The sequence below is a fragment of the Saccharopolyspora galaxeae genome (assembly GCF_016526145.1).
Taxonomy (GTDB): Bacteria; Actinomycetota; Actinomycetes; order Mycobacteriales; family Pseudonocardiaceae; genus Saccharopolyspora_C; species Saccharopolyspora_C galaxeae.
The window spans coordinates 383,769-406,619 of sequence record NZ_JADDUE010000001.1; the positions used below are offsets into that span (position 1 = coordinate 383,769).

The 22,851-nt window shown below is 71.5% G+C and carries 16 protein-coding genes; 10 read left to right on the forward strand and 6 right to left on the reverse strand.

Translation table 11 applies throughout. The annotated features are described in order from the left end of the window. The first annotated feature begins 65 nt into the window (after positions 1–65). From INP57_RS01795 to INP57_RS01815, 5 genes are all read left to right on the forward strand, one after another. Positions 66–638, forward strand: coding sequence for a Uma2 family endonuclease (locus INP57_RS01795; protein ID WP_233626597.1), 573 nt, complete (start codon positions 66–68; stop codon positions 636–638). Between the two features lie 78 nt (positions 639–716). Beyond that, entirely contained in the window at positions 717–2,216 is a 1,500-nt protein-coding gene (locus INP57_RS01800; protein WP_200068215.1) for a gluconokinase, read from the forward strand. 193 nt (positions 2,217–2,409) lie between these two features. Next, positions 2,410–3,825, forward strand: a complete 1,416-nt coding sequence (locus tag INP57_RS01805; RefSeq protein WP_374220904.1) for a GntP family permease — start codon at positions 2,410–2,412, stop codon at positions 3,823–3,825. A 188-nt stretch (positions 3,826–4,013) separates the two neighbouring features. Then, positions 4,014–4,526, forward strand: a complete 513-nt coding sequence (locus INP57_RS01810) for a Fur family transcriptional regulator (protein WP_200068216.1) — start codon at positions 4,014–4,016, stop codon at positions 4,524–4,526. A gap of 29 nt (positions 4,527–4,555) precedes the next feature. After that, on the forward strand, positions 4,556–6,007 hold the full coding sequence (locus INP57_RS01815) for a catalase (RefSeq protein ID WP_200068217.1): 1,452 nt from the start codon (positions 4,556–4,558) through the stop codon (positions 6,005–6,007). A 188-nt stretch (positions 6,008–6,195) separates the two neighbouring features. Here the strand turns inward: INP57_RS01815 and INP57_RS01820 are convergent, their stop codons facing one another. The 3 genes from INP57_RS01820 to INP57_RS01830 form a co-directional block, all read right to left on the reverse strand. Further along, positions 6,196–7,665: a dynamin family protein gene (locus tag INP57_RS01820; protein WP_200068218.1), complete on the reverse strand. Its 1,470-nt coding sequence runs from the start codon at positions 7,663–7,665 to the stop codon at positions 6,196–6,198. Beyond that, positions 7,662–9,473 carry a dynamin family protein gene (locus INP57_RS01825; protein WP_200068219.1) on the reverse strand — a complete coding sequence of 604 codons (1,812 nt, stop codon included), beginning with the start codon at positions 9,471–9,473 and terminating at the stop codon, positions 7,662–7,664. The genes INP57_RS01820 and INP57_RS01825 overlap by 4 nt, the downstream gene beginning before the upstream one ends. A 162-nt stretch (positions 9,474–9,635) precedes the next feature. After that, positions 9,636–10,751, reverse strand: a complete 1,116-nt coding sequence (locus tag INP57_RS01830; protein ID WP_200068220.1) for an IniB N-terminal domain-containing protein — start codon at positions 10,749–10,751, stop codon at positions 9,636–9,638. Between the two features lie 329 nt (positions 10,752–11,080). Between INP57_RS01830 and INP57_RS01835 the strand changes: the two genes are divergently transcribed. Both INP57_RS01835 and INP57_RS30175 read left to right on the forward strand, forming a co-directional pair. Then, a complete protein-coding gene (locus tag INP57_RS01835) occupies positions 11,081–12,529 on the forward strand; it encodes an Hsp70 family protein (RefSeq protein ID WP_200068221.1) in 1,449 nt (482 codons plus the stop codon). 41 nt (positions 12,530–12,570) lie between these two features. Further along, positions 12,571–15,057 (forward strand): helix-turn-helix transcriptional regulator, encoded by a 2,487-nt coding sequence (locus INP57_RS30175; RefSeq protein ID WP_200068222.1) that lies wholly within the window; start codon positions 12,571–12,573, stop codon positions 15,055–15,057. Between the two features lie 47 nt (positions 15,058–15,104). On the opposite strand, the gene INP57_RS01845 is transcribed toward INP57_RS30175, so the two are convergent. After that, the gene (locus INP57_RS01845) at positions 15,105–16,202 is read right to left on the reverse strand and encodes an alpha/beta hydrolase (protein WP_200068223.1); all 1,098 of its coding nucleotides are present in this window, start codon (positions 16,200–16,202) and stop codon (positions 15,105–15,107) included. A 158-nt stretch (positions 16,203–16,360) separates the two neighbouring features. Here INP57_RS01845 and INP57_RS01850 point away from each other — a divergent pair, with 158 nt between their 5' ends. After that, positions 16,361–16,918: an NADPH-dependent FMN reductase gene (locus tag INP57_RS01850; protein ID WP_200068224.1), complete on the forward strand. Its 558-nt coding sequence runs from the start codon at positions 16,361–16,363 to the stop codon at positions 16,916–16,918. A 103-nt stretch (positions 16,919–17,021) separates the two neighbouring features. Next, positions 17,022–17,513, forward strand: a complete 492-nt coding sequence (locus INP57_RS01855; RefSeq protein WP_200068225.1) for a Dps family protein — start codon at positions 17,022–17,024, stop codon at positions 17,511–17,513. A gap of 113 nt (positions 17,514–17,626) precedes the next feature. On the opposite strand, the gene INP57_RS01860 is transcribed toward INP57_RS01855, so the two are convergent. Next, positions 17,627–18,691, reverse strand: coding sequence for an NADH:flavin oxidoreductase/NADH oxidase (locus tag INP57_RS01860; protein ID WP_200068226.1), 1,065 nt, complete (start codon positions 18,689–18,691; stop codon positions 17,627–17,629). A 413-nt stretch (positions 18,692–19,104) separates the two neighbouring features. Between INP57_RS01860 and INP57_RS01865 the strand changes: the two genes are divergently transcribed. Next, the gene (locus tag INP57_RS01865; RefSeq protein ID WP_200068227.1) at positions 19,105–20,913 is read left to right on the forward strand and encodes an ABC transporter ATP-binding protein; all 1,809 of its coding nucleotides are present in this window, start codon (positions 19,105–19,107) and stop codon (positions 20,911–20,913) included. Positions 20,914–20,954: 41 nt separating this feature from the next. On the opposite strand, the gene INP57_RS01870 is transcribed toward INP57_RS01865, so the two are convergent. Further along, on the reverse strand, positions 20,955–22,799 hold the full coding sequence (locus INP57_RS01870) for a prolyl oligopeptidase family serine peptidase (protein ID WP_200068228.1): 1,845 nt from the start codon (positions 22,797–22,799) through the stop codon (positions 20,955–20,957). Between the last annotated feature and the right edge of the window lie 52 nt (positions 22,800–22,851).

The window sequence follows — 22,851 nt, forward strand, 5'->3', positions numbered from 1 at the left end:
ACCTGACCGAGTGTTGATCATAAGAGTCGATCAAGAGCTCGCCTGGTAGCGCCGATGATGGAGGTATGACCGCGATGAGTTGGCCCGATCATCTGCTGACGCTGGAGGAGTTCGACCGCCTCCCCGAGGACAACTCGCGGCGCTACGAGCTCCAGGAAGGTCTTCTCCAGGTGTCCCCCAAGGCAGCAGCCGTTCACCAGCGCGTCGTCAAGCGGATCACCTCGAGCTTGGACGAACAACTTCCGTCGAAGTGGGAAGCGCTGCAGGACGTCGAAGTCGCGCTCGACGCGCGATTCCCGCCGACGCTGCGCATCCCCGACGTCGTCCTCGCCCCCACCATGGCGTTCGACGCGAACCCGAACCGCTTGTACGCCAACGACGTCGCAGTCGCGGTCGAGGTCGTCTCGCCCGGCTCGGGCCGGATCGACCGGTTGATGAAGGTGCACGAGTACGCGCAAGCCGGTATCCAGCACTACTGGATCCTGGACATCGACAGCTCTGTGACGATCAGTGCGCTCAGACTGCACGACGGTGCGTACGCGAGCTGCTTCGAAGGTGGCGGAATGTTCAAAACGACCGACCCGTTCGAGCTGGCAGTCGACCTTTCCGCGCTGGCCGTACGCTCGCCGGAACGCTGAACGTCCCAGGCGCTTCCGAAGTCGCGAGTAGCTCCTCCGTGCGGAGGTGGCGGTCGGCGGCCCGGATAGGTTGGGGTCATGAGCTCCGCAGCGGTCGTTCTCGGCATTGATCTCGGCACCACGTCGACCAAGGTCGTCGCCGCCACTCGCGAAGCGAAGGTGCTGCACCAGACCGAGCGCGGCTACCCGTTGCGCACCGAGCAGCCGGGGGAGGCGACGCAGGACCCGGCCACGGTGCGCGATGCGGCGATCGAGGCGTTGATCGAGTGCGTCGAGTGGACCCGCAGCCACGGCCACGAGGTGCGGGCGCTGTCGTTCAGCACCGCGATGCACACGATCCTCGGCTTGGACTCCGCCGGGACACCGGTGACGCCGTCGTTCAACTGGGCCGACACGCAGGCGTCCGAGATGGCGCGGCGGCTGCGGACCTCCGGGACCGCGGACTCGACCGGGCATTCCGAGACCGCTGCCGAGCTGCACCGGGCCACCGGCACACCGGTGCACACCCAGTCGGTGATGGTGAAGCTGGCCTGGCTGACCGGGAAGTACCCGGACTTGGCGCGCACGGCCGACCGGTGGTGCGCGCTGAAGGACTTCGTCTTCGAGGAGTTCGCAGGCGAGTTCGTCACCGACTACTCGCTCGCGTCCGGCAGCGGCTTGCAGGACATGCAGAGCCTGCAATGGCATCCGGACGCGCTGGAGGTCGCCGGGGTGCGGGCGGAGCAGCTGCCCGAGATCAAGTCGCCGGTGGACACCGTGGCGCTCGGGGCCGAGATGGCGCGCAGGACGGGGCTGCCGGAAGGGCTGCCGGTCGCGCTGGGCGGTGGTGACGGACCGCTGGCCAATCTGGGCGTGGGCGCGATCCGGCCGGGTGTGGCGGCATTGTCCCTGGGCACGAGCGGGGCACTGCGGGTGGTCCGGGAGAAGCCGGGCATCGATGACCGGTGCCGGACGTTCAGCTACGCGCTCGCCGAAGGCTTGTGGGTCGTCGGCGGAGCGGTGAGCAACGGAGCCGTCGTCGGGCAGTGGGCGGCCGACGCCTTCGGCGTCGACGTGGCCGAGCTGCTCGACGAAGCGCGGGAGGTGGCTCCCGGCGCGGACGGGCTCATGGCCCTGCCGTACCTGCTGGGAGAACGCGCGCCCTGGTGGGAAGCGGACCTGACCGGCGCGTTCGTGGGCCTGCGCAAGTCGCACGGGCGGGCCGAGATGACCCGGGCCGTCGTCGAGGGCGTCGCGCAGCAGCTCGCGCTGGTGCGGGACGCGGTGCTCGACGCGGGTGCGCAGGTGCGGGCCGTGCGCGCGACCGGGGGCGGTTTCCGCAGTCCGGTGTGGGCGGAGGCGATCTCCGCAGCGCTGGACCTCGATCTGCAGCTCGCCGAGAGCAGCGGCGGCTCCGGGCTCGGCGCGGTGCTGCTGGGCTGGCGGGCGTTGGGCGAGTTCGACTCGCTGGAGGAAGCGGGCGGGTTCGTGCACCCGGAGCGGGTGGTCTCGCCGGACCCGGCGGCCGCCGAGCTGATGACCCGCCGCAGGCCGCTGGTGGATCAGCTGCACCGGGCCCTGCGAGCGCTCGAACTCTGACCGCGGTACCGCTGTTCGGGGCGGGCGGCTGCGCCGAACGGCGGGGCGTGCTCGGGCACCCGGGTTGCGGTTGCGTGACGCTTGCGCGGCCGGGGCTGCGCGGGGCTGGCCCGCGACGGGATCGAGTTGTCACGATCTCGAACCTCGGTTCTGCCGATCGTGCACAACGTCGTGACCGCGAGGGGATTCCGCCGTGCCGAACCTGCTGGCGCAAGGCGCCGAACCAGTAGTCCCGGCCCTCAGCGCCGGGTCCGCGCTGGCCATCGCGGCCGCGTCGATCGCCGTGCTGCTCGTGCTGATCATGGCCCTGAAGATGCAGCCGCTCATCGCGCTGCTGCTGGTCAGCCTGGGCTCCGCGCTCGCGTTGCAGGTGCCGGTGGGCGAGGTGATGGACACCTTGCTCGGCGGGCTCGGCGAAACGCTCGCCGAAGTGGCGTTGCTGGTGGCGCTCGGCGCGATGCTCGGCCGGATGCTGGAGATCTCCGGCGGTGCCGCGGTGCTGGCGCGTGCGCTGGTCCGGCGGTTCGGCGAGCGGCGGGCGCCGTTCGCGCTGGGGGTGGCGGGGATGCTGTTCGGCTTCCCGATCTTCCTGGACGCCGGTGTGATCATCTTCTTGCCGATCGTGTTCTCGGTGGCGCGCAGGCTCGGCGGCTCGGTGCTGCGCTACGGGTTGCCGGTCGCGGGCGGGTTCGCCGTGATGCACGTGTTCCTGCCGCCGCACCCGGGGCCGGTGGCCGCGGCGGGACTGCTCGGTGCGGACATCGGGCTGCTGGTGCTGCTGGGCCTGGTCGTCGCGGTGCCCACCTGGTTGATCGCCGGTTACGGGTTCGGCCGGTGGGCGGGGGAACGCATCTACCTGCCGGTGCCCGAGATGTCCGTGACCGCCGAGGGCGAGCAGGACGAAGACGATCCGGCGGGCGGGCCGTCCGCGTTCACGGTGATCGCCATGCTGCTGCTGCCGCTGTTGCTGATCCTGCTCAACACCGGCCTGAGCACGCTGGCCGAAGCCGGCGTCGTCGACGACTCGGCGCAGTGGGTGCAGATCGCCACGTTGATCGGGGAGAGCCCGGTCGCGCTGGTGATCTCGGTGCTGGTCGCCTGCGTGCTGCTCGGCTTGCGCCGCGGGATGCGCGCGGCCGAGATCGAGCACCAGCTCACCGATTGCCTCGGGCCGATCGCAGCGGTGATCCTGGTGACCGGCGCGGGCGGCATGTTCGGTGCGGTGCTGGAAGCCGGGGGTGTGGGCCAGGCACTCGCTGGCGCGCTCAACGCGCTGGGCATTCCGCTGATCCTGGCCGCGTTCGTGATCGCGATGGTGATGCGGGTGGCGCAGGGTTCGGCGACGGTCGCGCTGACCACGGCGGCCGGGTTCATCGCGCCCGCGGTGCACGCCGCCCAAGGGCTCTCGCCCGCCGACGTGTGCCTGATCGTGCTCGCCATCGCGGCCGGGGCGACCGTGCTCTCGCACGTCAACGACTCCGGGTTCTGGCTGATCGGGCGGCTGCTGGGGATGGACGTGCCGACGACGCTGCGGACCTGGACGGTGCTGGAGACGCTGATCGGCCTGATCGGGTTCGCCATCACCTGGGGGCTGTCGCTGGTGCTGTGACCGGCTCGCCCGGCGGGGCCGAGATCACCGGGCGAACGTGCCGGGAGATGCCATGCTGCCCGGAGCCGCCGCTGCGGAGCCGTCCGCGCGCAACCGGGGCCGGCAGGCGAATTCCCCCGGATGAGATGCGCGACAGCGGCGTTTTTTCTTGACTCGTTCCAATCTGGCCGTGGCATACTCGAAGTGCCATGGAACCCAGCGCGACCCCGGACGACAGGCTGATCCCGGACGACGGCGAGCACGCGGCCGGTCACGAGGTGACCCGGATCCGCGAGCTGCTGCGCGAGGCCGGACTGCGGGCCACCAAACCGCGCGTGGCGGTGCTGCGGTGGTTGACCGGGAATCCGCACTCGACCGCCGAGCAGGCGGCGAGCGCGGTGCGCCGCGAACTCGGTGCGGTGTCCACGCAGGCCGTCTACGACGTGCTGCACGCGTGCAACCAAGCCGGGCTGCTGCGGCGCATCGAACCGGCCGGGCACCCCGCCCGGTTCGAGACCCGCACCGCCGACAACCACCACCACCTGGTCTGCCGGGGCTGCGGCCGGACCACGGACGTCGACTGCGTCCGCGGCGCCGCGCCGTGCCTGGCCCCGTCCACCACGGCCGGGTACGAGGTGGACGAGGCCGAGATCGTGTTCTGGGGCCGGTGCCCGGACTGCCGCCGCACGGCAACCGAACCGCTGCCCGGCGGGCAGCACTGACGAAGCCACCACCACTAGGAGGGACGCTCGTGACGCCAAGGCCCACGACGACCAACGCCGGCATCCCGGTCGGCAGCGACGACCACTCGCTCACCGCCGGCCCGAACGGCCCGGTCCTGCTGCAGGACCACTACTTGATCGAGAAGAACGCGCAGTTCAACCGGGAGCGCGTGCCGGAGCGCGTGGTGCACGCCAAGGGCGGCGGCGCGTTCGGCTTCTTCGAGGTCACCGAGGACGTCAGCCAGTTCACCAAGGCCGCGGTGTTCCAGCCCGGCGCCAAGACCGAAACGCTGATCCGGTTCTCCTCGGTCGCAGGCGAGCTCGGTTCCCCCGACACCTGGCGCGACCCGCGCGGCACCGCGATCAAGTTCTACACCAGCGAGGGCAACTACGACCTCGTCGGCAACAACACCCCGGTGTTCTTCATCCGGGACGCGATCAAGTTCCCGGACTTCATCCACTCGCAGAAGCGCCGCGCCGACAACCACCTGCGCGACAACGACATGCAGTGGGACTTCTGGACCCAGTGCCCGGAGTCGGCGCACCAGGTGACCTGGCTGATGGGTGACCGCGGGCTGCCCAAGACCTGGCGGCACATGAACCTCTACGGTTCGCACACCTACCTGTGGCAGAACGCGGGCGGCGAGAAGTTCTGGGTCAAGTACCACTTCAAGACCGACCAGGGCCACGACTTCCTGCCGCAGGCCGAGGCCGACCGGCTCGCCGGTGCCGACGGGGACCACCACATCCGCGACCTGTGGACCTCGATCAAGGGCGGCGAGTACCCGAGCTGGACGCTGTACGTGCAGGTCATGCCCTACACCGACGCGGCGGACTACCGGTTCAACCCGTTCGACCTGACCAAGATCTGGCCGCACGGCGACTACCCGCTGATCAAGGTCGGCCGGTTCGTGCTGAACAGGAACCCGGAGAACTACTTCGCCCAGATCGAGCAGGCCGCGTTCGAGCCGTCGAACCTGGTTCCGGGCATCGGCACCTCGCCGGACAAGATGCTGCAGGGCCGGTTGTTCGCCTACCCGGACGCGCACCGGTACCGGATCGGCGCCAACTACATGGACCTGCCGGTCAACCGCCCGGTCTCGGAGGTCAACAGCTACTCCAAGGACGGCCAGATGCGCTACAGCTTCGGCCACGGCGACCCGGTGTACGCGCCGAACTCCTACGGCGGTCCGCACGCCGACAGCGCGCGCTCCGGTGAGGACGAGGCTCCGGCGAACCTGGAGCAGGAGGTCCTGCGGTCGGCCTACGCGCTGCACTCCGAGGACGACGACTTCGGGCAGCCGGGCGCGATGGTGCGCAACGTGTTCAGCGACGAGGAGCGGGCGCGGTTCATCGACAACGTCGCCGGGCACATCAACGGCGGCGTGACCAAGCCGATCCAGGACAAGGCGCTGAACTACTGGCGCAGCGTCGACAAGGCGACCGGCGACAAGATCGCCGAGAAGGTGCAGGGCGCCTGATCGGTTCGCGGCAACGGCGCCGGCCCCCCGGCGCCGGTTGACGCACCGGCGCGGGCTCCGGCGGAGCCGCCGCGCCGTCCGCTGACTGCGGAATCCCACCACGGACGCCAGGTCCGGGACGAGTTCCCGGGCCTGGCGTCTTTCTTTCGCGGATCGGGTCGAGGAATCGATGCGCGGGCGGTGCCGCGCTACCGCATCCGCGCGGCGATGATGCGTTCGCAGCTGCGCAGCACGACCCGGACGGCTTCCCGGTGCGCGCGGTCGTGCATCGGGTTCACCAGCTGGTCCCGCCACCGCGCCAGCGCCGAACTCGCCTCCTCCGCGAGGATCGACTCCAGCGTGTCGGATTCCTGGCCCAGGCGGGACGGGGCGTCCTGGCCCTGCCCGCCGAGCAGCCGCCGCGCCTCGTTCTGCAGCGGGCGGGGGAAGCTGAGCTGGCCCGACTGCAGCGCCGAGAGCAGCCGCAGCTCCTCCCACTCCGGCGCGTTCGCCAGCAGGCGCTCGAACTCGCCGAGCAGCTGCTGCACGCCCGGGCGCGGGTTGGCCCGCAGCGCCATGTCCACCGCCAGCAGCGCCGACCGCGCCCGCAGCGCCTCCTGGCGCTCGATGAACTGCTGGTACACCGCTTCCTGCAGATCGTTGAGCCTGCTGGCCTCCAGCAGCTGCGCGGAGAGCTTCTTCGGTTCGGAAACCCCTTCGCCGAGGGCGGTGAGCGCTTGCGCGACGCCGTACCGGCCGAACTTCTCCAGCAGTCCTTGCCGCACGCTGGTGGGCACCGACTCCGGGGTGCTGTTGTTGGCGAACCGGTCGGCCGACAGCAGCAGTGCTTCCAGCGAGCTCTCCGGAAGCTGCCGCAGCGCCACCAACGAGGCGAAGTCCTCGTCGGTGAGCGTCGCCGCCGCCTGCCCGAGCAGCCCGACCACGGGGATCACGTACTGCGCGAACGCGCGCACCGTCGGATCGTCGCGATAGCGCAGCGAGATCCGCTCCGCGGCCTGCAAGGCGCCGCTGCCGCCGTTGCCGGTCTCGTCCGCGCGGGAGAACGCGACGATCGTGTTGATCGGAGCCCGCCGCGCCAGCTGCAGCTCGTGCACCGACTGCAGGAACTGCACGTCGGTCTGCTGCGGATAGCGCGTCAGGTACAGCACCGCGTCGGCCTCGGACAGGATCTGCGCCAGCGCCGAGCGCCCGGTCTCCTGCACCGCCGACGACGAGACCCCGGGGGTCTCGATCAGCGAGATCGCCTGCAGGCCGGGCACCGGTGCCTCGATCACCAGCCGCGCCACCTCGTCCGGCCGCCACCGCTGCAGGTCCCGGATCGTGCTCGGATCCAGCGTCGTGACGGGCACGTTCTGCACCGTGCCGTGCGGGGTGTGCACGGTGATCTTCGGTTCCGGCCCGTACCGGTACAGCGTGCTGACCTGGGTGCTCTCCTCTGCGTCGGAGGGCGCGAGCCGCTGCCCGACCAGTGCGTTGATCAGCGTGGACTTGCCGGACTTGACCCTGCCGCTGACCGCGATCCGCAGCGGCTGGTCGAGCCGCTCCAACCTGCCGCGCAGCCAGCTCGCGGTGCGCGGGTCGTCCCGGTAGAACGTCATCGCCCGGATCAGCAGCGACCGCGAACGCTCCAGCAGCGGGTCTTCGGGGGGAGCGGTCATGCCGCGGTGATGCGGTTCGTGGTCAGCATCCCGGCCCGCCTGCGCAGCTGCGCCAGCTCCTCCAGCTTGCGGCGGATCTCGCGGGCGCGGTCCTCGCGGTCCACCGCGCTGCGCTCCGCGCTGCGCTTGATGTCCTGGATGGCGGTGCTGATCTCCAACTGCGCTTCCTCGGTGAGCTGCGTGAAATGCGTGTGCAACGTGCGGTGGGTGCGCCGGATCGCGTCCTTGGCCTCCTTGTTGACCTGGAAGGCCACCTGCTCGACGTAGCGCTGCGCCGAGGTCTTCGCCTCGGCCTGGCGGCGCCGCTTGCGCACGTCCTTCTCCTCGCTGAGGCTGCGGGTGCCCAGCAGCATGCCCGCCGTGATGGTCACGACGTTCAGCAGTCCCAGCCCCAACATGTTGGTGACCAGGCCGAACATCAGCACGCCCCCGTAGGACCCGCGCAACCCGGTCAGCACCTGGTCCAGCCGCCGGTACTCCCCGTTCTTCGGGTACTTCAGCTCGGCCACCTCGGCGAACGGCTCGGGCTTGGGCAGTTTCTCGATGCGGGGCCGGGCACCCGGGTGTTCCCGCAGGAACTGGTCGGCGACCTCGTCGCTGAGCCGTTCGAGGCGGCTGTCGAGCCAGCCGAAGGTTTCCTCGATGGCCTCGGCGAGCGCGTTTTCGAGCCATTCCACGAAGTCGTCCCAGACCAGCACCGGGTCGGCCTCGTCCATGGTCTCGTTGAGCTGGGTGGTGATCGCCCAGGCGCGTTCGCGGAAGTCGAACTCGATGTCGGCGAACAGTTCACCGATGCCGTCGTTGAGCGTCTTCTGCCAGTGCCCGGTGGACCGCCGCAGGTCCTCGGAACGGCGCTGCGCGGTCTCCAGCTCGACCAGCGTCTCGGCGGCGGTTCGCGGGCTCTGCGCGGACAGTTCGGCCTTGAGCGTCTCGGTGAGCTCGTCCACGGCGTCGGCGACGTTCTGCGCGACCAGTCGCCGGGTCAGCTGGTCGTGCTTGCCCAGCGCTTCGGAGCGCAGGTGCTCGACCAGCTGCGGGAAGCCGGACTCGTTGTTCAGGTTGCCGTCGCGGGCGTGCATGGCCTGCAGCCGGATCGTGGACGAGACCGGGAAGACCTTGGCGCTGATCCCGGCCCCGGCGAGGTGGCGCTGGTTGACCTCGACGACCTTCCGCCAGTGCGGGCTCAGGTCGGTCTTGGGCTGCACCACCGCGACGTTCGGGCACAGCTTGGTGACCTTCTTCAGGAAGCTGATCTCGTTGTGCGTGAGTTCCTGGGTGGCGTCGGAGACCATCAGCAGCGCGTCCGCCTCGGCCACCACGGCCAGCGTGCGCGCGGTGAGCGTGGTCGAGGTGGTGCCGACGCCGGGGGTGTCCATCAGCGTCAGCCCGTCCTTGAGCACCGCGCGCGGGAGGCCGACCTCACCGCGGGAGACCGGTCGGCCGTCGCCGATGGCCTGCTCGATGCGTTCCCGGACCTGTTCGACCGGGACCGGAACGCGATCCAGCGCCGCGGGGCCCTGCGCCGGTTCTTGTTCGATGACCAGCGCGTTGGGTTGTTCGGAATGCCGCACCAGGGTGGGCACGACGGTGGTGGCGTCCTCGCCCGCGTCGCAGACGGCGGCGTTGACCAGAGCGTTGACGAGTTCGCTTTTGCCCTGTTTCGGCTCGCCGACGATCAGCACCAGCTGCGCCGGATCGAGCGCGCGCGTGCGGATTTGCCGCAGCCGGCTGTGCAGGTCGGGGCGCTGCTGCTCGGCGCATTCGGCAGTCGCGCGATCGATCAGTTCCACCATTGCCGTCTCGATCACGGCGTTGATTGTGAACCGTTCTCACTCGGAAGAGAAACCCGAGCGGGTGACTCGTAGCTCGAATGTGGTGTGGTAGCACGAAGGCCGGATTCGTGCAAAGCGCACGAATCCGGCCTTCGTGATCAGAATGCTGACGCCTCGATCAGCCCTTGCCGGGCTGGATCAGAGCAGGCCGTCCAGCGGCAGCGAGTCGGTCGCGCCGCCCGCGACGTCGCCCACGGCGTCTCCGGCGCCGCCCACGACGCCCTCGGCGGTGCCGCCGACGGCGCCCACGGCGCCGCCCGCAACGCCCTCGGCGGTGCCCACGGCGCCACCGGCCACGCCACTGACGGTGTCGACGGCCGGGCCGGCCACGTCACCGGCGACCGGGACGTTGCCCGCCACGTCGCCCGCGGTGTCCAGCGCGCCACCGGCGACGCCCTCGGCGGTGCCCACGGCGCCGCCCGCAACGCCCTCGACGGTGCCCACGGCGCCACCGGCGACACCGCCGACGGTGTCGACGGCCGGGCCGGCCACGTCACCGGCGACCGGCACGTCGCCGGCCACGTCGCCCACGGTGCCCAGCGCGCCGTCGACGGTGCCCGAGATCGGGCCACCGGCGGAGCCGGCGTCGGCGTTCGGCAGCGCGGCGGGCAGGGCGCCGGTCAGGTCGTCCAGCGGCAGGTCGCCGCCGGTCGCGCCACCGGCGACGCCGCCGACGGTGCTCACGGTGTTGTCGACGGTGTTGGTCACGTTGCCGACCGCGTCGGTCACGTCGCCGACGGCGTTCCCGTTGGCAACGTCGTTGCCGCTCAGGACGTCGTGCACGTTGATCAGGTTGTGCGAGTCGGTCTGTTCAACGTTGACGTTGGTCTCCGACTCCGGGTCCTCGTGCGGGGCGGGGGCGGGCGGGTTTTCCGAGTGCAGCATGCTCAGTTCCGTAACTTCCTGCTCGGGTGGATGTGCGGGATGCAGTTCCGTGATCGCGACGTGCTGGGTGTTCGCGGCGAACTTCTCGACGCTGCTCTGGAGTGAGCGGCCGTATTCGTCCGCGACTTCGACTGGCGCGTAGTCGAGCACCAGCGACGTGGCTTGCAGCACGTCCGTCGCGCTCATGTCCCCGAGTCCGGCCTGATCCAGCGTGGCGCGCGGATCAGCGTCGAAGGCCGACCGGGCGTCCGGACTGGTGACGATCCTGGTCAGGAACTCGTACAGCGTGGGTCCGTCCGGTGCGGCCGCCTCGGGGTGGGAGTCGGGGGTTTCGGCGCGACCTGGGGCATCTTCCGGCTGAGAGTGCATGGCGCTATCTCCTCGCTCAGCGGAACTCGGTTACGTGTGACCGGGTGAGGCCGTGCTGACTCCCTCACTCCCAGCGAGCACGCTACTGCGAGGCGTGCCGATCGCCATCGGGTACGACTCCTAGTGAGTGGGGGCACTGTTAGGGGATGGGATTGATACCTGATTAGGGGGTTGGTGGGGGATCCGTCAGCGTTGCGTGATCGGCGACGCGCTAAGTTGTCACCGCCTTGAGCGCGTGAGGCGGTCGTGCTGGTCCGATGACCTGCTCCGCACCCAACGTGTCCAGGTACCGTCAGCGACCCGAAAAGGTGATCACGGGAAGGGGTTCGATGCCTTACGTCCTGGGGATCCACGTGGGGGCCACGGCCACCTCGGCGGCCGTCGCGCGGCGCGAGGGCGGCCGGTGGGGCGCGGCTCAGCCGCTGCCGTTGAGCTCGACCGCGCAAACCGTCCCCACGGTGCTCTGCCGGGTCCAGGACGGCTCGTTCGTCGCCGGTGAACCGGCGAGCAGGCAGGAACTGACCCATCACGAGTGGGTCGTGCGGGGCTTCACCCGCCAGGTCGGCGACGACGCCCCGATGCTGGTCGGCAGCGAGTTCGTCAGCGCGCAGGCGCTGGTGGCCTCGATGGTCGAGTGGGTCGCCGACGTGGTCGCCCAGCAGCTCGGGCACCCCGCGGAGCACATCACCCTCGCGCACAGCGCGTTGTGGGGACCGTTCCGCACGCACCTGGTGCGCCAAGCCCTGGCCGGGCTGGGGCTGCGCGACGTGACGATGGTGCCGGAGCCGGTCGCGGTGGCCATGGACTACGCGAGCAAGCAGCAGGTCACCGAGCAGGGCAAGGTCGCGGTCGCCAACGTCGGCGGCAGCGGTTTCGACGCCACCGTGCTGCAGCACCGCGCGCCCGGGTTCGACGTGCTCGGCTCGCCGCTGGACGCGGGTTACCCCAGCGGGCAGGACCTCGACGACGAGGTGTTCGGGCACGTGCGGGAAGCCTTCGGCGAGCACATCGACGAGCTGGACCCGACCGACCGCACGCACCGGGCCGCGCTGGCCGGGCTGCGCGCCGAGTGCGCCAGGGCGAAGGAGGCGCTGTCGTACCACCCGGGCGCGACGGTCCGGGTGGATCTGCCGCAGGTGCGCACCGACTTCGCGCTGTCCCGTTCGCGGTTCGAGCAGCTCAGCCGCGGGCACCTGGAACGCATTCCGGAACTGCTGCTGCAGTCGATCCAGTCCGCGGGGCTGGGCAAGTCCAGCGAGTCGGACAGGGCGGCCCGGACGGGCAAGACCGGGTCGGTCAGCTCCGGCGGAACCGGCGCCGACGACCTCGACGCCGTGGTGCTCGCGGGCGGCTCGGTGCGCACCCCGCTGGCCAAGCAGATCGTGGCCGAACGCCTGGAGACGACGCCGCAGGTGGACGCCGCCCCCGAACTCGTCGCCGCCCGCGGCGCCGCGGTCTCCGCGGTCGGCGTGCTGTCGAAGGGCAGCGACCAGCAGGCATCGGCGGCCGAGACGAGCGTGCTGATGCGCGTGGAAGGCGGCCCGGATTCGGACCGGGTCGACATCATCGAAGCCCAGCGCCAGCGGGAAGCCGAACCGCGGCCACCGGTGCAGGTGAAAGCGATGTACGTGGAACCACCCGACGAAGACCGGGAACGCCGGCTCAAGATCTTGAAGTTGAGCCTGGCCGCCCTGCTGATCCTCGCCGGGCTGGCGCTCACCTTCGTGCAGACCGTCGAAGGCCACCCGCTCAGCCCGACGACCAGTACCCAGCGCTGATCCGCCGCAGCTATGAGGTGTTCCGTGAACCGAGGACTCCTGTGAACCATCGGACCGTCCCCGCCCCCGACCCGACCACCGAGCTGCGTGCCGCCCGCCTCCGCGAAACGATCACCGCGGATCCCGCGGCACCGATCCGCACCGCCGTGCAAGGAGCCGGTGGGCACGGCAAGACGACGCTGCTGCGCGAGCTGACCGGCGCTTACCGCGCCGCGGGCGTGCCGGTAGCCGACCGCCCGGAAGAGGTGGCCGACGCGGCCTCGACCGCGGTGCTCGTCGACGACGCCCACCTGCTCGACCCCGAGCGGCTGCCCGCGCTGCGCGAACTGGCCGAGAACCCGGGCGCGCGGCTGGTCGTGGCCTACCGGCCGTGGCCACGCGGTGCCGAGCTGACCGAGCTGCTGAACTCCCTCGGCCCGCCGGTGCTGCTGGGCGCCTTCAGCGCGCAAGACGTGGCGCACCTCGCGGAACGGGCGTACGGCGCGGCGCCGCCGCACGCGTGGCTGGAGCGGGTGCTCGCGCAGACCGGCGGGGTGCCGCGCTACGTGGCCGCGATGCTCGCCGGGCTCGGGCCGCACGACCGGCCCGAGGCGCTGCCGCAGCGCGTCGTGGAGCAGTTCCAGCACGACTTCGAACGGCTCGACCGGCCTGCCAGGGACTGCGTGAGCGCGGTCGCGGTGGGTGCCGCCGCCCATCCGGACGTGCTGGCGTGGCTGCTCGAGCTGGAACCGGACGCGGTGCTGCGCGCGCTCTCGGCGGTGCGGGCGAGCGGGCTGGTCGACGGCTCGGACGTGCTGCTGCCGGTGGTGCGCCACGCCGCACTGCTGCTCACGCCGATCGAATGGCGGCTGCGGGCGGTGCGCAGGCTGGTGCGGGTGCAGCTGGACCGCGGCAAACCGGTGCTGGGCCTGCTTCGGCCGTTCCTGGACGCCCACGACGCGCTGGCCGCCGACCCGACGATGGCCGCCGCGTTCGAGCAGGCCGCGGAGGAAGCGGTCCGGCAGGCACCGGCGCTGGCCTCCCGGTTCTTCGACGCTGCCGTGTCCGCGGGTACGCCCGCGCCCACGCTGGCCGCGCGGCGCGCCCGCGCCGCGGCCGTCGCCGGTGATTTCGACGAGGCGCTGCGGCTGGCCGACGAGGTCATCGTGGACTCGGCCGCCCCGGAGCGGGCGCTGGGCGTGCAGGTCGCGGCAGGCGTCCTCGCGCACCGCGGGCTGCCCGCCCGCTCGGCGCAGTTGTGCCGCTGGTCGGCCGAGCACCTGCGCTGGCCGGGAGACCGGGCGTACGCGGCGGTTTCGCTGATCGGGATCGGGCGGTTCGGCGACGCGGAGCAGCTGCTCGACGGGAGCACCGACGCGGCGGCACCGCCGACCTCGCTGTCGGGTTCCTCGGACCAGCTGGTCGACGGCCTGCGGGAGTCGATCACCGGCAGCCCGGCCACGGCGCTGTCCATGCTGGCGCGGTCGGCCTCGCTGGCCGAGCCCGTCGGCCCGGGAGTGCTGGTGCCGGACACCCCGGCCGCGATCGCCACGCTCGCCGCGCTGCACTGCGGTGAGCTGGACGTCGCGGCCTCGGTCGTGAACCGCGCGATCGAAGCGGGCAGCGGCGGTTCGATGCTGGCCGTGCGGCACCGGCTGCTCGCCGCGTGGATCCCCATGACCAGGGGGGACACCGTCGGCGCAAGATCAGCGCTGGAGCAGGCCGCGCCCGCGCCGGAGTCGCTGCAGGCCCGCGACCGGCTGCTGGCGACCGCGGTCGAAGCCGGCATCGCCGACCGGGACAACGACACCGCCGCGCTGCACGCGGTGCGCGGCCGGGCGCGGCAGGCCATCGCCGAACACCCGGCGGACCTGTTCGGGCTGCTGCCGCTCGGCGAGCTGGTCGTGTCCTGCGCCCGGCTGCACGACCAGGAATGGGTCGACCCGCACCTGGACGCCGCGTTCGCGCTGCTGCGCCAGCTCGGCGACCCGCCGCTGTGGGCGGGCCTGCTGCGCTGGAAGTGCTTGCAGGCCGCGATCGTCGCCGAGGACCCGACGGCCGCGCGCAAGCACGCCGCCGAACTCGACGCCATGGCCGCCAGCAGCCCGATGGCCTCGGCGATGGCCGCGGCGGCCCGCGCGTGGCTGGGTGTGCTGGCCGGTGAGGTGGATCGAGAAGCCACCGAACAAGCAGCTCGCGGGCTGCACGCGGCCGGTCTGACCTGGGACGGCGCCCGGCTGGCCGGGCAGGCGGCGCTGCACACGCCGGACCGCCCCGCGATGCTGGCGCTGCTGGAGTGCGCCCGTTCGCTGCAGGGCAAGCCCGGACGGCCGCGCGCGGTCGGCGGCCCGGACGGCGGAGCGCTCAGCGGCCGCGAACGCGAGGTCGCCGAGCTGGTGCTGTCCGGGCTCACCTACAAGCAGGTCGGCAAGAAGCTGTTCATCTCCGCCAAGACCGTGGAGCACCACATCGGGCGGATGAAGCAACGGCTCGGCGCGAGCACCCGCGAAGATCTGCTGATCCGCCTGCGCGGCCTGCTGGACGAGTGATGCGCGGGAGTCGGCGGCGGCTCAGGTGCCGCTCGACCGCCGCGGACTCAGGGAACGGAGTCGACCGGCTCGCCCAGCGCGAGTCCGGCTCGCAGCGTCCCGGCGATCTCGCTGCACGCCTCGTTGAACCGCGTCCCGGCTTGGCGCAGGTTCGCGAATCCGTGCACGAGGTCGTCGAACCGGCGCGCGACGACCGGGACGCCGGCTTCGGTGAGCCGCCGCGCGTACTCCTCGCCTTCGTCCCGCAGCGGGTCGAACCCGGCGGTGACCACGTGCGCGGGCGGCAGCCCGGCGAGGTCTTCGGCCAGCAGCACCGACAGCCGCACGTCGCTGCGCCGATCCATCTCCGGCACGTACTGGTCCAGGAACCAGGTCATGTCGGCGTCGCTGAGGATCAGGTTCAGATCGCCGAACACCTCCCGCGAGCGCCTGCGGACCGTCGCGTCCACCGCCGGGTACAGCAGCAGCTGGAAAGCCGGTTTCGTCCCGCCTTCGCGGGTGGCCTGGTAGGCCACGGACGCGGCGAGGTTCCCGCCCGCGCTGTCCCCGCCGACGGCGATCCACTCCGGCCGGGTGCCGAGTTCGGTCGCCTTGTCCACCGCGTACCGCCAGGACGCCATCGCGTCGTCGAACGCGGCGGGGAACGGGTGCTCGGGCGCGAGCCGGTAGTCCACCGACAGCACCCGCGTTCCGGCGTTCTTGGCGAGGTATCGGCACAGGTCGTCGTGGGTGTCCAGATCGCCGACGACCCAGCCGCCGCCGTGGAAGAACACCAGCAGCCCGCTCGGATCGTGCACGTGCTGCGGCCGGTACAGCCGGGCTGCGAGTTCGCCGGAAGGCGTGGGGATGCGCCGGTCGCCCACCGAGACACCGCTGATCTCGGTGCGTTCCACGATCCCGTGCGACTTGGTCATCATCGCGCGTGCGAGCTGCGCGGTCGGCGCGGACAGCTGGGTGCTTCCGGTGAGCTTCTGCAGCTTCAGCAGCAGTTGCGCGTCCAGCGCCAGCTCTTGCCCGTCCATCCGCAGCGGCGTGCCCGCGATGGCCCGGCGGATCGGGCGCGGCAGCGCGAACACGGTGTGCAACCCGGCTCCCAGCACGCGGGTGGCCGGGGCGGAGCTGAGCGCGGCGGTGGCTATCGACATGGCGGAACCTTCCGGACGGTGAACACGCGAACCCGAGGCTACTCACAAGTAGGCGTGTTCGGGGACACCGCTTCGCACCTTGACCTTGAGCTGGCTGCAAGTCGTAGCGTGAATCGCGAGCCGCCAGCGGTACGCCGCTGCGAGGGAAGGATCGACGTATGACGGTGACCGTGGTGGGCCTCGGCGGCTCGATGCGACCGGGTTCGCAGTCCGAGCGGGCGATGCACGTCGTGCTCGCAGGCGCCCAGGCGGCCGGCGCGAAGGTGCAGGCGATCGGCGGCGACGACCTGGTGCTGCCGTTCTACGACCCGGAGGACCCGCAGCGCGTTCCCGCGGCCGGACAGCTGGTGCGGGCGTTGCGCACCGCGGACGGCGTCGTGCTGGCCTCGCCCGGTTACCACGGCACGATCTCCGGGCTGATGAAGAACGCGCTGGACTACGTCGAGGACCTGCGCGGCGACGATCCGCCCTACCTGGACGGACGGGCCGTCGGCTGCGTCGGAACCGCCTACGGCTGGCAGGCAACCGTGAGCACCTTGCACGCGTTGCGGTCGGTGGTGCACGCGTTGCGCGGGTGGCCTACGCCGCTGGGCGCCGCGGTGAACTCCACCGAGACCCGCTTCGGCCCGGACGGCGAGTGCTCCGACGCGAAGGTCGCCGAAACCCTGCGCACCATCGGTGAACAGGTCGTCGAGTTCGCGCAGCGGCACCGCTGATTCGATTCCGTCCGCGCCGGCGAGTGATTTTCCGGCCCCGCTCGGGTACCCCACGGGTGCGTTTCCTGAACCGACTGCGCACCCGAGCACGAGGAGGTACCTCATGGGCGACAAGTCGAAGGCTCCGGTCACGAGCCCGCTGGGCGATGCGGAGCAGGACATCACCGGCAAGGCGCTGCAAGGCACCCTGCTCGACATGATCGACCTGCACCTGGTCGCCAAGCAGGCGCACTGGAACGTCGTCGGCCGGTCGTTCCGCACCGTGCACCTCCAGCTGGACGAGCTGGTCAGCGCCGCGCGCGGATTCGCCGACGACGTCGCGGAACGGGCCGCTTCGCTCGGCGTCCCACCGGACGGGCGCGCCTCCACGGTCGCCGAGGGTTCCGGCGTGCCCACCTTCGAGAAGGGCTGGCGCCAGGACCGCGACGTGATCGAGGCGGTCGTCGAGTCGCTGGAGAAGATCATCCGGCGGATGCGCGGCCGGATCGACGAGACCGACAAGACGGACCTGGTCACCCAGGACATGCTGATCAGCATCGCGCAGGAGCTGGAGAAGACGCACTGGATGTGGCAGGCCCAGCTCGCCGAAGCCTGACTCGCGCGCACGAACGTCCCGCCGGCGCACCACTGCCGGCGGGACGTTCGTGTTCGCGGTCGGGGGACGTTCACCCCGTCCATCGGGGTAGAGGGGTCCGGCGCCCCGGTTCGTCAGGCGCGGCGGGCGCGCCCGTACTGGCGGGGCCAGATGTTGTCCGCGTGCAGCCGGTCCGCGGCGTGCAACGGCCAGTGCGGGTCGCGCAGCAGTTCCCGCGCCAGCAGCACCGCGTCCGCCGAGCCGGAGGAGACGACCTCCTCGGCCTGCTCCGGCGAGGTGATCAGGCCGACCGCGCCGGTCGGCACTCCGGCCTCCGCGCGGACCTGGCGGGCGAACCGGACCTGGTAACCCGCACCGACGGGAATCCGGGCGTCCGGCACCGCGCCGCCGGTCGAGGCGTCGACGAGGTCCACACCCCGCTCGGCCAGCAGTTTCGCCAGCCGCACCGAATCCTCGCCGGTCCAGCCGCCGTCCACCCAGTCGGTCGCGGAGATCCGCACCAGCAGCGGCCGCTCCTGCGGCCACACCGCGCGCACCGCGTCCACGATCTCCAGCGGCGCCCGCACCCGGCCGGCGAAGTCGCCGCCGTAGCGGTCGGTGCGGTCGTTGATCAGCGGTGAGTAGAACTGATGCGCCAGGTAGCCGTGCGCGAAGTGCAGCTCCACCGCGTCGAACCCGGCGGCTTCGGCGCGGCGGGCGGAGGCGGCGAACTGCTCGGGCAGCGCCGCGACCTCCGCCTCGGTCAACGCCCGCGGAGCGGCCAGCTCGCCGAAGGCGGCGTCGGTGGAGCTGATCGTGCGCCAGCCGCCCGCTGATTCGGGAACGCTCGCGCCGCCGTCCCACGGAGCCTCCGTGGAAGCTTTGCGTCCCGCGTGCGCGAGCTGGACGGCGGCCGTCGAGCCCTGCTGGTGCAGGAAGTCGGTGATCCGCCGCCACGCGGTGGCCTGCTCGTCGTTCCACAACCCGGCGTCGGCGGGGCTGATCCGGCCTTCCGGGGCGACCGCGCTGGCCTCGGCCATGACCAGGCCCGCACCGCCGGTGGCGAACTGGCCGAGGTGGACGAAGTGCCAATCGCCGGGCACGCCGTCGATCGCGGAGTACTGGCACATGGGCGAGACCCACACCCGGTTGGGGATGGCGACATCGCGCAGCTTCAGCGGCTCGAACAGGTGACTCATATTTCGCAACAACCCGGCTGCGCAGGGGTTTATTCCTGTTGTACGGCAGCTCACAGCGGCTGGGAACTTCCTCGTAGAACGGTGTGCGCCCGCTGGGAAATCGGCAGCCCGGCCGGACGCGGGAATTCGTCCAGGAGCTTCCCAGTGGATTTCCGGATATTTTCCGTCGAATCCGTTCCGAAATGCTCGGTAGGTTGATTCCAGTCGGCGCCGAAACGGCCCGGCCAAATGTGATTCGATTCGACCAGGAGGTCGCAAATGGGTTTCCCCGTTCCGGTCCCAGGCAAGCCGCGCCCGCCCAAGCCGCCGAAGCCCCCGAAGCCGGAGCCGGGCCGGCCGCCGCACAAGTGAGTTGATCCTCGGCGGGCCGGTCGGTTCAGCACCGGCCCGCCGGGGCAGCGGGAAGGACCGAGATGAGCGCTGCGCCGGGAATTCGCGAGGTTTTCGCCCGCTTCCGGCCGTTCCTGCGCCCGGAGCGCGGTGGCCTGCTGGTCGCTGCGGTGCTGCTGGTGATCTCCGCGCTGGCCGACACCGCGGGCATCTGGATGTTCATGCTGATCACCGACGACGCGCTGGCGACCGGCAGGTTGGCGGAGTTCTGGGCGCCGGGCCTGTCCTGGCTGGCGATCGCGGCGGTCGGCGCAGCGGCCTCCTTCGGCGGCTCCTACTTTTCCGCGCGGGCGGCCGAACGTTTCCTGGTGCGGTTGCGCGCGCACGTCTTCGCGCATTTGCAGCGGCTTTCCCCGGATTTCTTCGCGCGCAGCAAACTGGGCGATCTGGTCTCGCGGCTCTCCGGGGACGTGGAGGCGGTGGAACGGCTCGTCGCATCCGGCATGGTCGAGACCGTCACCGCGATGTTCAGCGTGGTCCTCTACGCGGGCGCCGCGCTGTACCTGCGCTGGGACCTGGCGCTGCTTTCGTTCGCGCTCGCGCCGGTTTTCTGGCTGGTGGCGCGTAGCTTCGCGAACCGGATCAGGTCGGCGTCGCGGGACGAGCGGGCGGGCAATGGCGAGCTGAGCACGGTCGTCGAAGAAGGACTCGGGCACATCGAGCTGGTGCAGGCCGCGAACCAGCAGCCGCGCAAATCCGCCGAGCTGCACGCCGCCTCGATGCGCTGGTTCCGCGCGAAGATTACCGAGGCGCGGCTGTCCGCGCTGTACCCGCCGCTGGTCACGATTGTCGAGACGGGGTGCGTGCTGCTGGTGATCGGCGTCGGCGTGTGGGAGATCTCGGCGCAGCGCATCAGCATCGGCGGCCTGATGGCGTTCGCCGCCTACATCGGCTACCTGTACCCGCCGCTGCAGGACCTCGGCCGGATCACCATGGCGGTGACCGCCGCGCGCGCCGGTTCGGAGCGGTTGATCGAGCTCATGGACGCGCAACCGGCGGTGGCCGACGCGCCCAGCGGCGTGTCGTTGCCGCCGCGGCGCCCCGCGGGGCGGGCGATCGAGTTCGACCGGGTCGGTTTCGGCTACCCGGGCGCGGGCCGGGCTGCGCTTCGCGACTTCCGGCTGCACGTCCGGCCGGGAGAGTTCGTGCTGGTCACCGGCCCCAGCGGAGCCGGGAAATCGACGCTGGCGAGGCTGCTGCTGCGGTTCTACGACCCGGGCGCGGGCCGGGTGCTGCTGGACGGCGTGGAATTGCCCCGGCTCCCGCTGCACGAGGTTCGCGACCAGATCGCCTACGTGCCGCAGGAAGCCGACGTGCTGCACGGAACGGTCGCGGACAACATCGCGTTCGCCGCGCCAGGGGCGTCTCGGGCCGACGTCGTCGCAGCGGCTCAGGAAGCCGACGCCGACGAGTTCGTCCGGGCCTTGCCGGACGGCTACGACACGGTGCTCGGCGAGCGCGGAGCGCTGCTTTCCGGCGGCCAGCGCAGACGGATCGCCATCGCCCGCGCCGTGCTGCGCCGTGCTCCAGTGCTGGTGCTGGACGAACCGACCAACGGACTGGACCAGGAGTCCAAGCGCAACGTCCTCGCCCCGCTGCGGCGGCTCGCCCGCACCCGCACGACCTTGCTGATCAGCCACGATCCTGATCTCGCCGAACTGGCCGACCGGATCGTGCGGCTGCGCGGGCAAGGCACGAACGCTGCCGGGAACGCGCCGGTTCAGCAGGAGCCGACGGCATCGGATGCCGGTCCCGACGAGACCCCCACGGTCCGGCTCCGCCCGCCGTGGCCTGCGGGGCTCACCGATCCGCTGCACGCGCGGCACCGATGAAGGTGCCGGGGCCGCCGGGCTGACCGGCGGCCCCGGTGCGATCAAGCCAGCCCGACGGCCCGCTGCGCGAAGTGGATCTCCGCGGAAACCTGGCGCAGCGTCTCGGCCACCACCAGCGAACCGTGTCCGGCGTCGTAGCGGTAGAACTCGAACGGCACCTGCCGCGCGGACAGCCGGTCCAGGTAGTTCAGGATCTGCCGGAGCGGACAGCGCGGATCGTTGTCCCCGGCCAGCACCAGCACCGGCGCGCGGACCTCGTCGACGTAGGTCAGCGGCGAGCAGTCCCGGTACACCGCGGGGACGTCCTCCGGCGAGCCGCCGAACAACGCGCGGTCGTAGGCGCGCAACGGCTCCATCTCATCGGCGTAGGCCGAGACGTAGTCCGCCACCGGCACCCCGGCCACGCCGCCCGCCCACCGCTGCGGTTGCGTGCCCAGCGCCAGCAACGTCAGGTAGCCGCCCCACGAAGCTCCGGCGACCACGCTCAACGCTGGCGTGGTGAGCCCTTCCGCGACGGCCCAGTCGTGCACCCTGGCGACGTCGGCCAGCTCGGTCAGCCCCGGACGTCCCTCGATGGCGTCCCGCCAAGCCGAGCCGTAACCGGTCGAACCCCGGTAGTTGATCTCCACCACGGCGAAGCCCGCGTCCAGCCACGCCGCCCGGTACGACGAGAACCGGTCCTCGTCGGCCGCGTGCGGCCCACCGTGCAGGTTGAACACCGTGGGCAACGGCTCGTCCCCGGAGTTTTCCGGGCGGGATACCAGCGCGTGCACGGTCTCGTTCGGCCCGTACGGCACTTCCACGAACACGTCGCCGACCGGCTGCGAACCGGGCGCCCGCTCCCCGGGAGGCGTCAGCAGCACGCGGTCCTCGCCGTCCGCGGTCAGCGTGCGCACCAGCCCCGGCGTCGCGGCCGACGACCACGAGTACTCCACCGACCGGTCCGGTCGCACCGAGGCGTTGCCGACCGTCCCGGCCGGGGTCGACAGGTCGGTCAGCTCGCCAGAAGCCAGGTCGTAGCGGTGCATCGTGGTGCGCGCCCGATGGGTGTGCGCGATCAGCAGCGCCGAACCGTCCGGGTACCAGTCCGCGGAGACCTCACCGGGCAGTCCGAGGTCGAGCTCCTGCTCGGTGTCCGCGAGCACGTCCCAGATCAGCAGCTCTTCGCGGCCGTGCCGCTCGTGCAGCACCAGCAGCCGGGGATCCCCGCTCACCGGCGCGAAGTCCAGCGCGTCCAGGCCCTTGCCCGGCCCGTCGTACTTCTCGGCGACGGTCGCCGCGTCGGACACCCGCAGCACCCGCAGCGCCGGGTGCCTGCTGTCGCCGTGCTCCGAGTGCGACAGCACCAGCAGCGACTCGTCCCAGGACAGCGCGGAAAGACCGCCGTCCTGCTCGTGCTCGTAGACGACTTCCGGGCTCGCGCCGTGCTTCGACACCCAGATCGTGACGCCGTCGTCGGTGGACATCCCGATCCCGGTCACGGTCGGCCCGAGCGCCAGCCCGGCCGGGTAGCCGGCGTGCGTGCCCGGCACCGCCTCGGCCGGCTTCTCGCCGCCGTAGGTGAAGTCCTCGCTGACCCACTTGCCGAACTCGTCGCCGTCGGTGTCGTCGAACCACCACACCCGCGTCCCGTCCGCGGACAAGGTGCCGTGGAAGGTGCCGTTCGGCCGGTCGGTGACCTGCCGGTGTTCGCCGGAGTCCCGGTCCCAGGCGTAGAGCTCCCAGGTTCCGCTGCTGTTGGAGACGTACAGGCTGCGCGCCGGGGCGTCGCGCGCCCAGTCCGGCAGGGACACGCGCGGCGCGCTGAACCGCGCCCGCCAGCGCCGCTCCAGCTCGGCGTCGTCGAACAGCTCTTCCGGGATCTTCGCGTCAGGGTAGGTGCTCACCCCACCGATCCTGCCCGATCCGTCCGACAGGTCGCCGCCCCCAGGGGCGCGG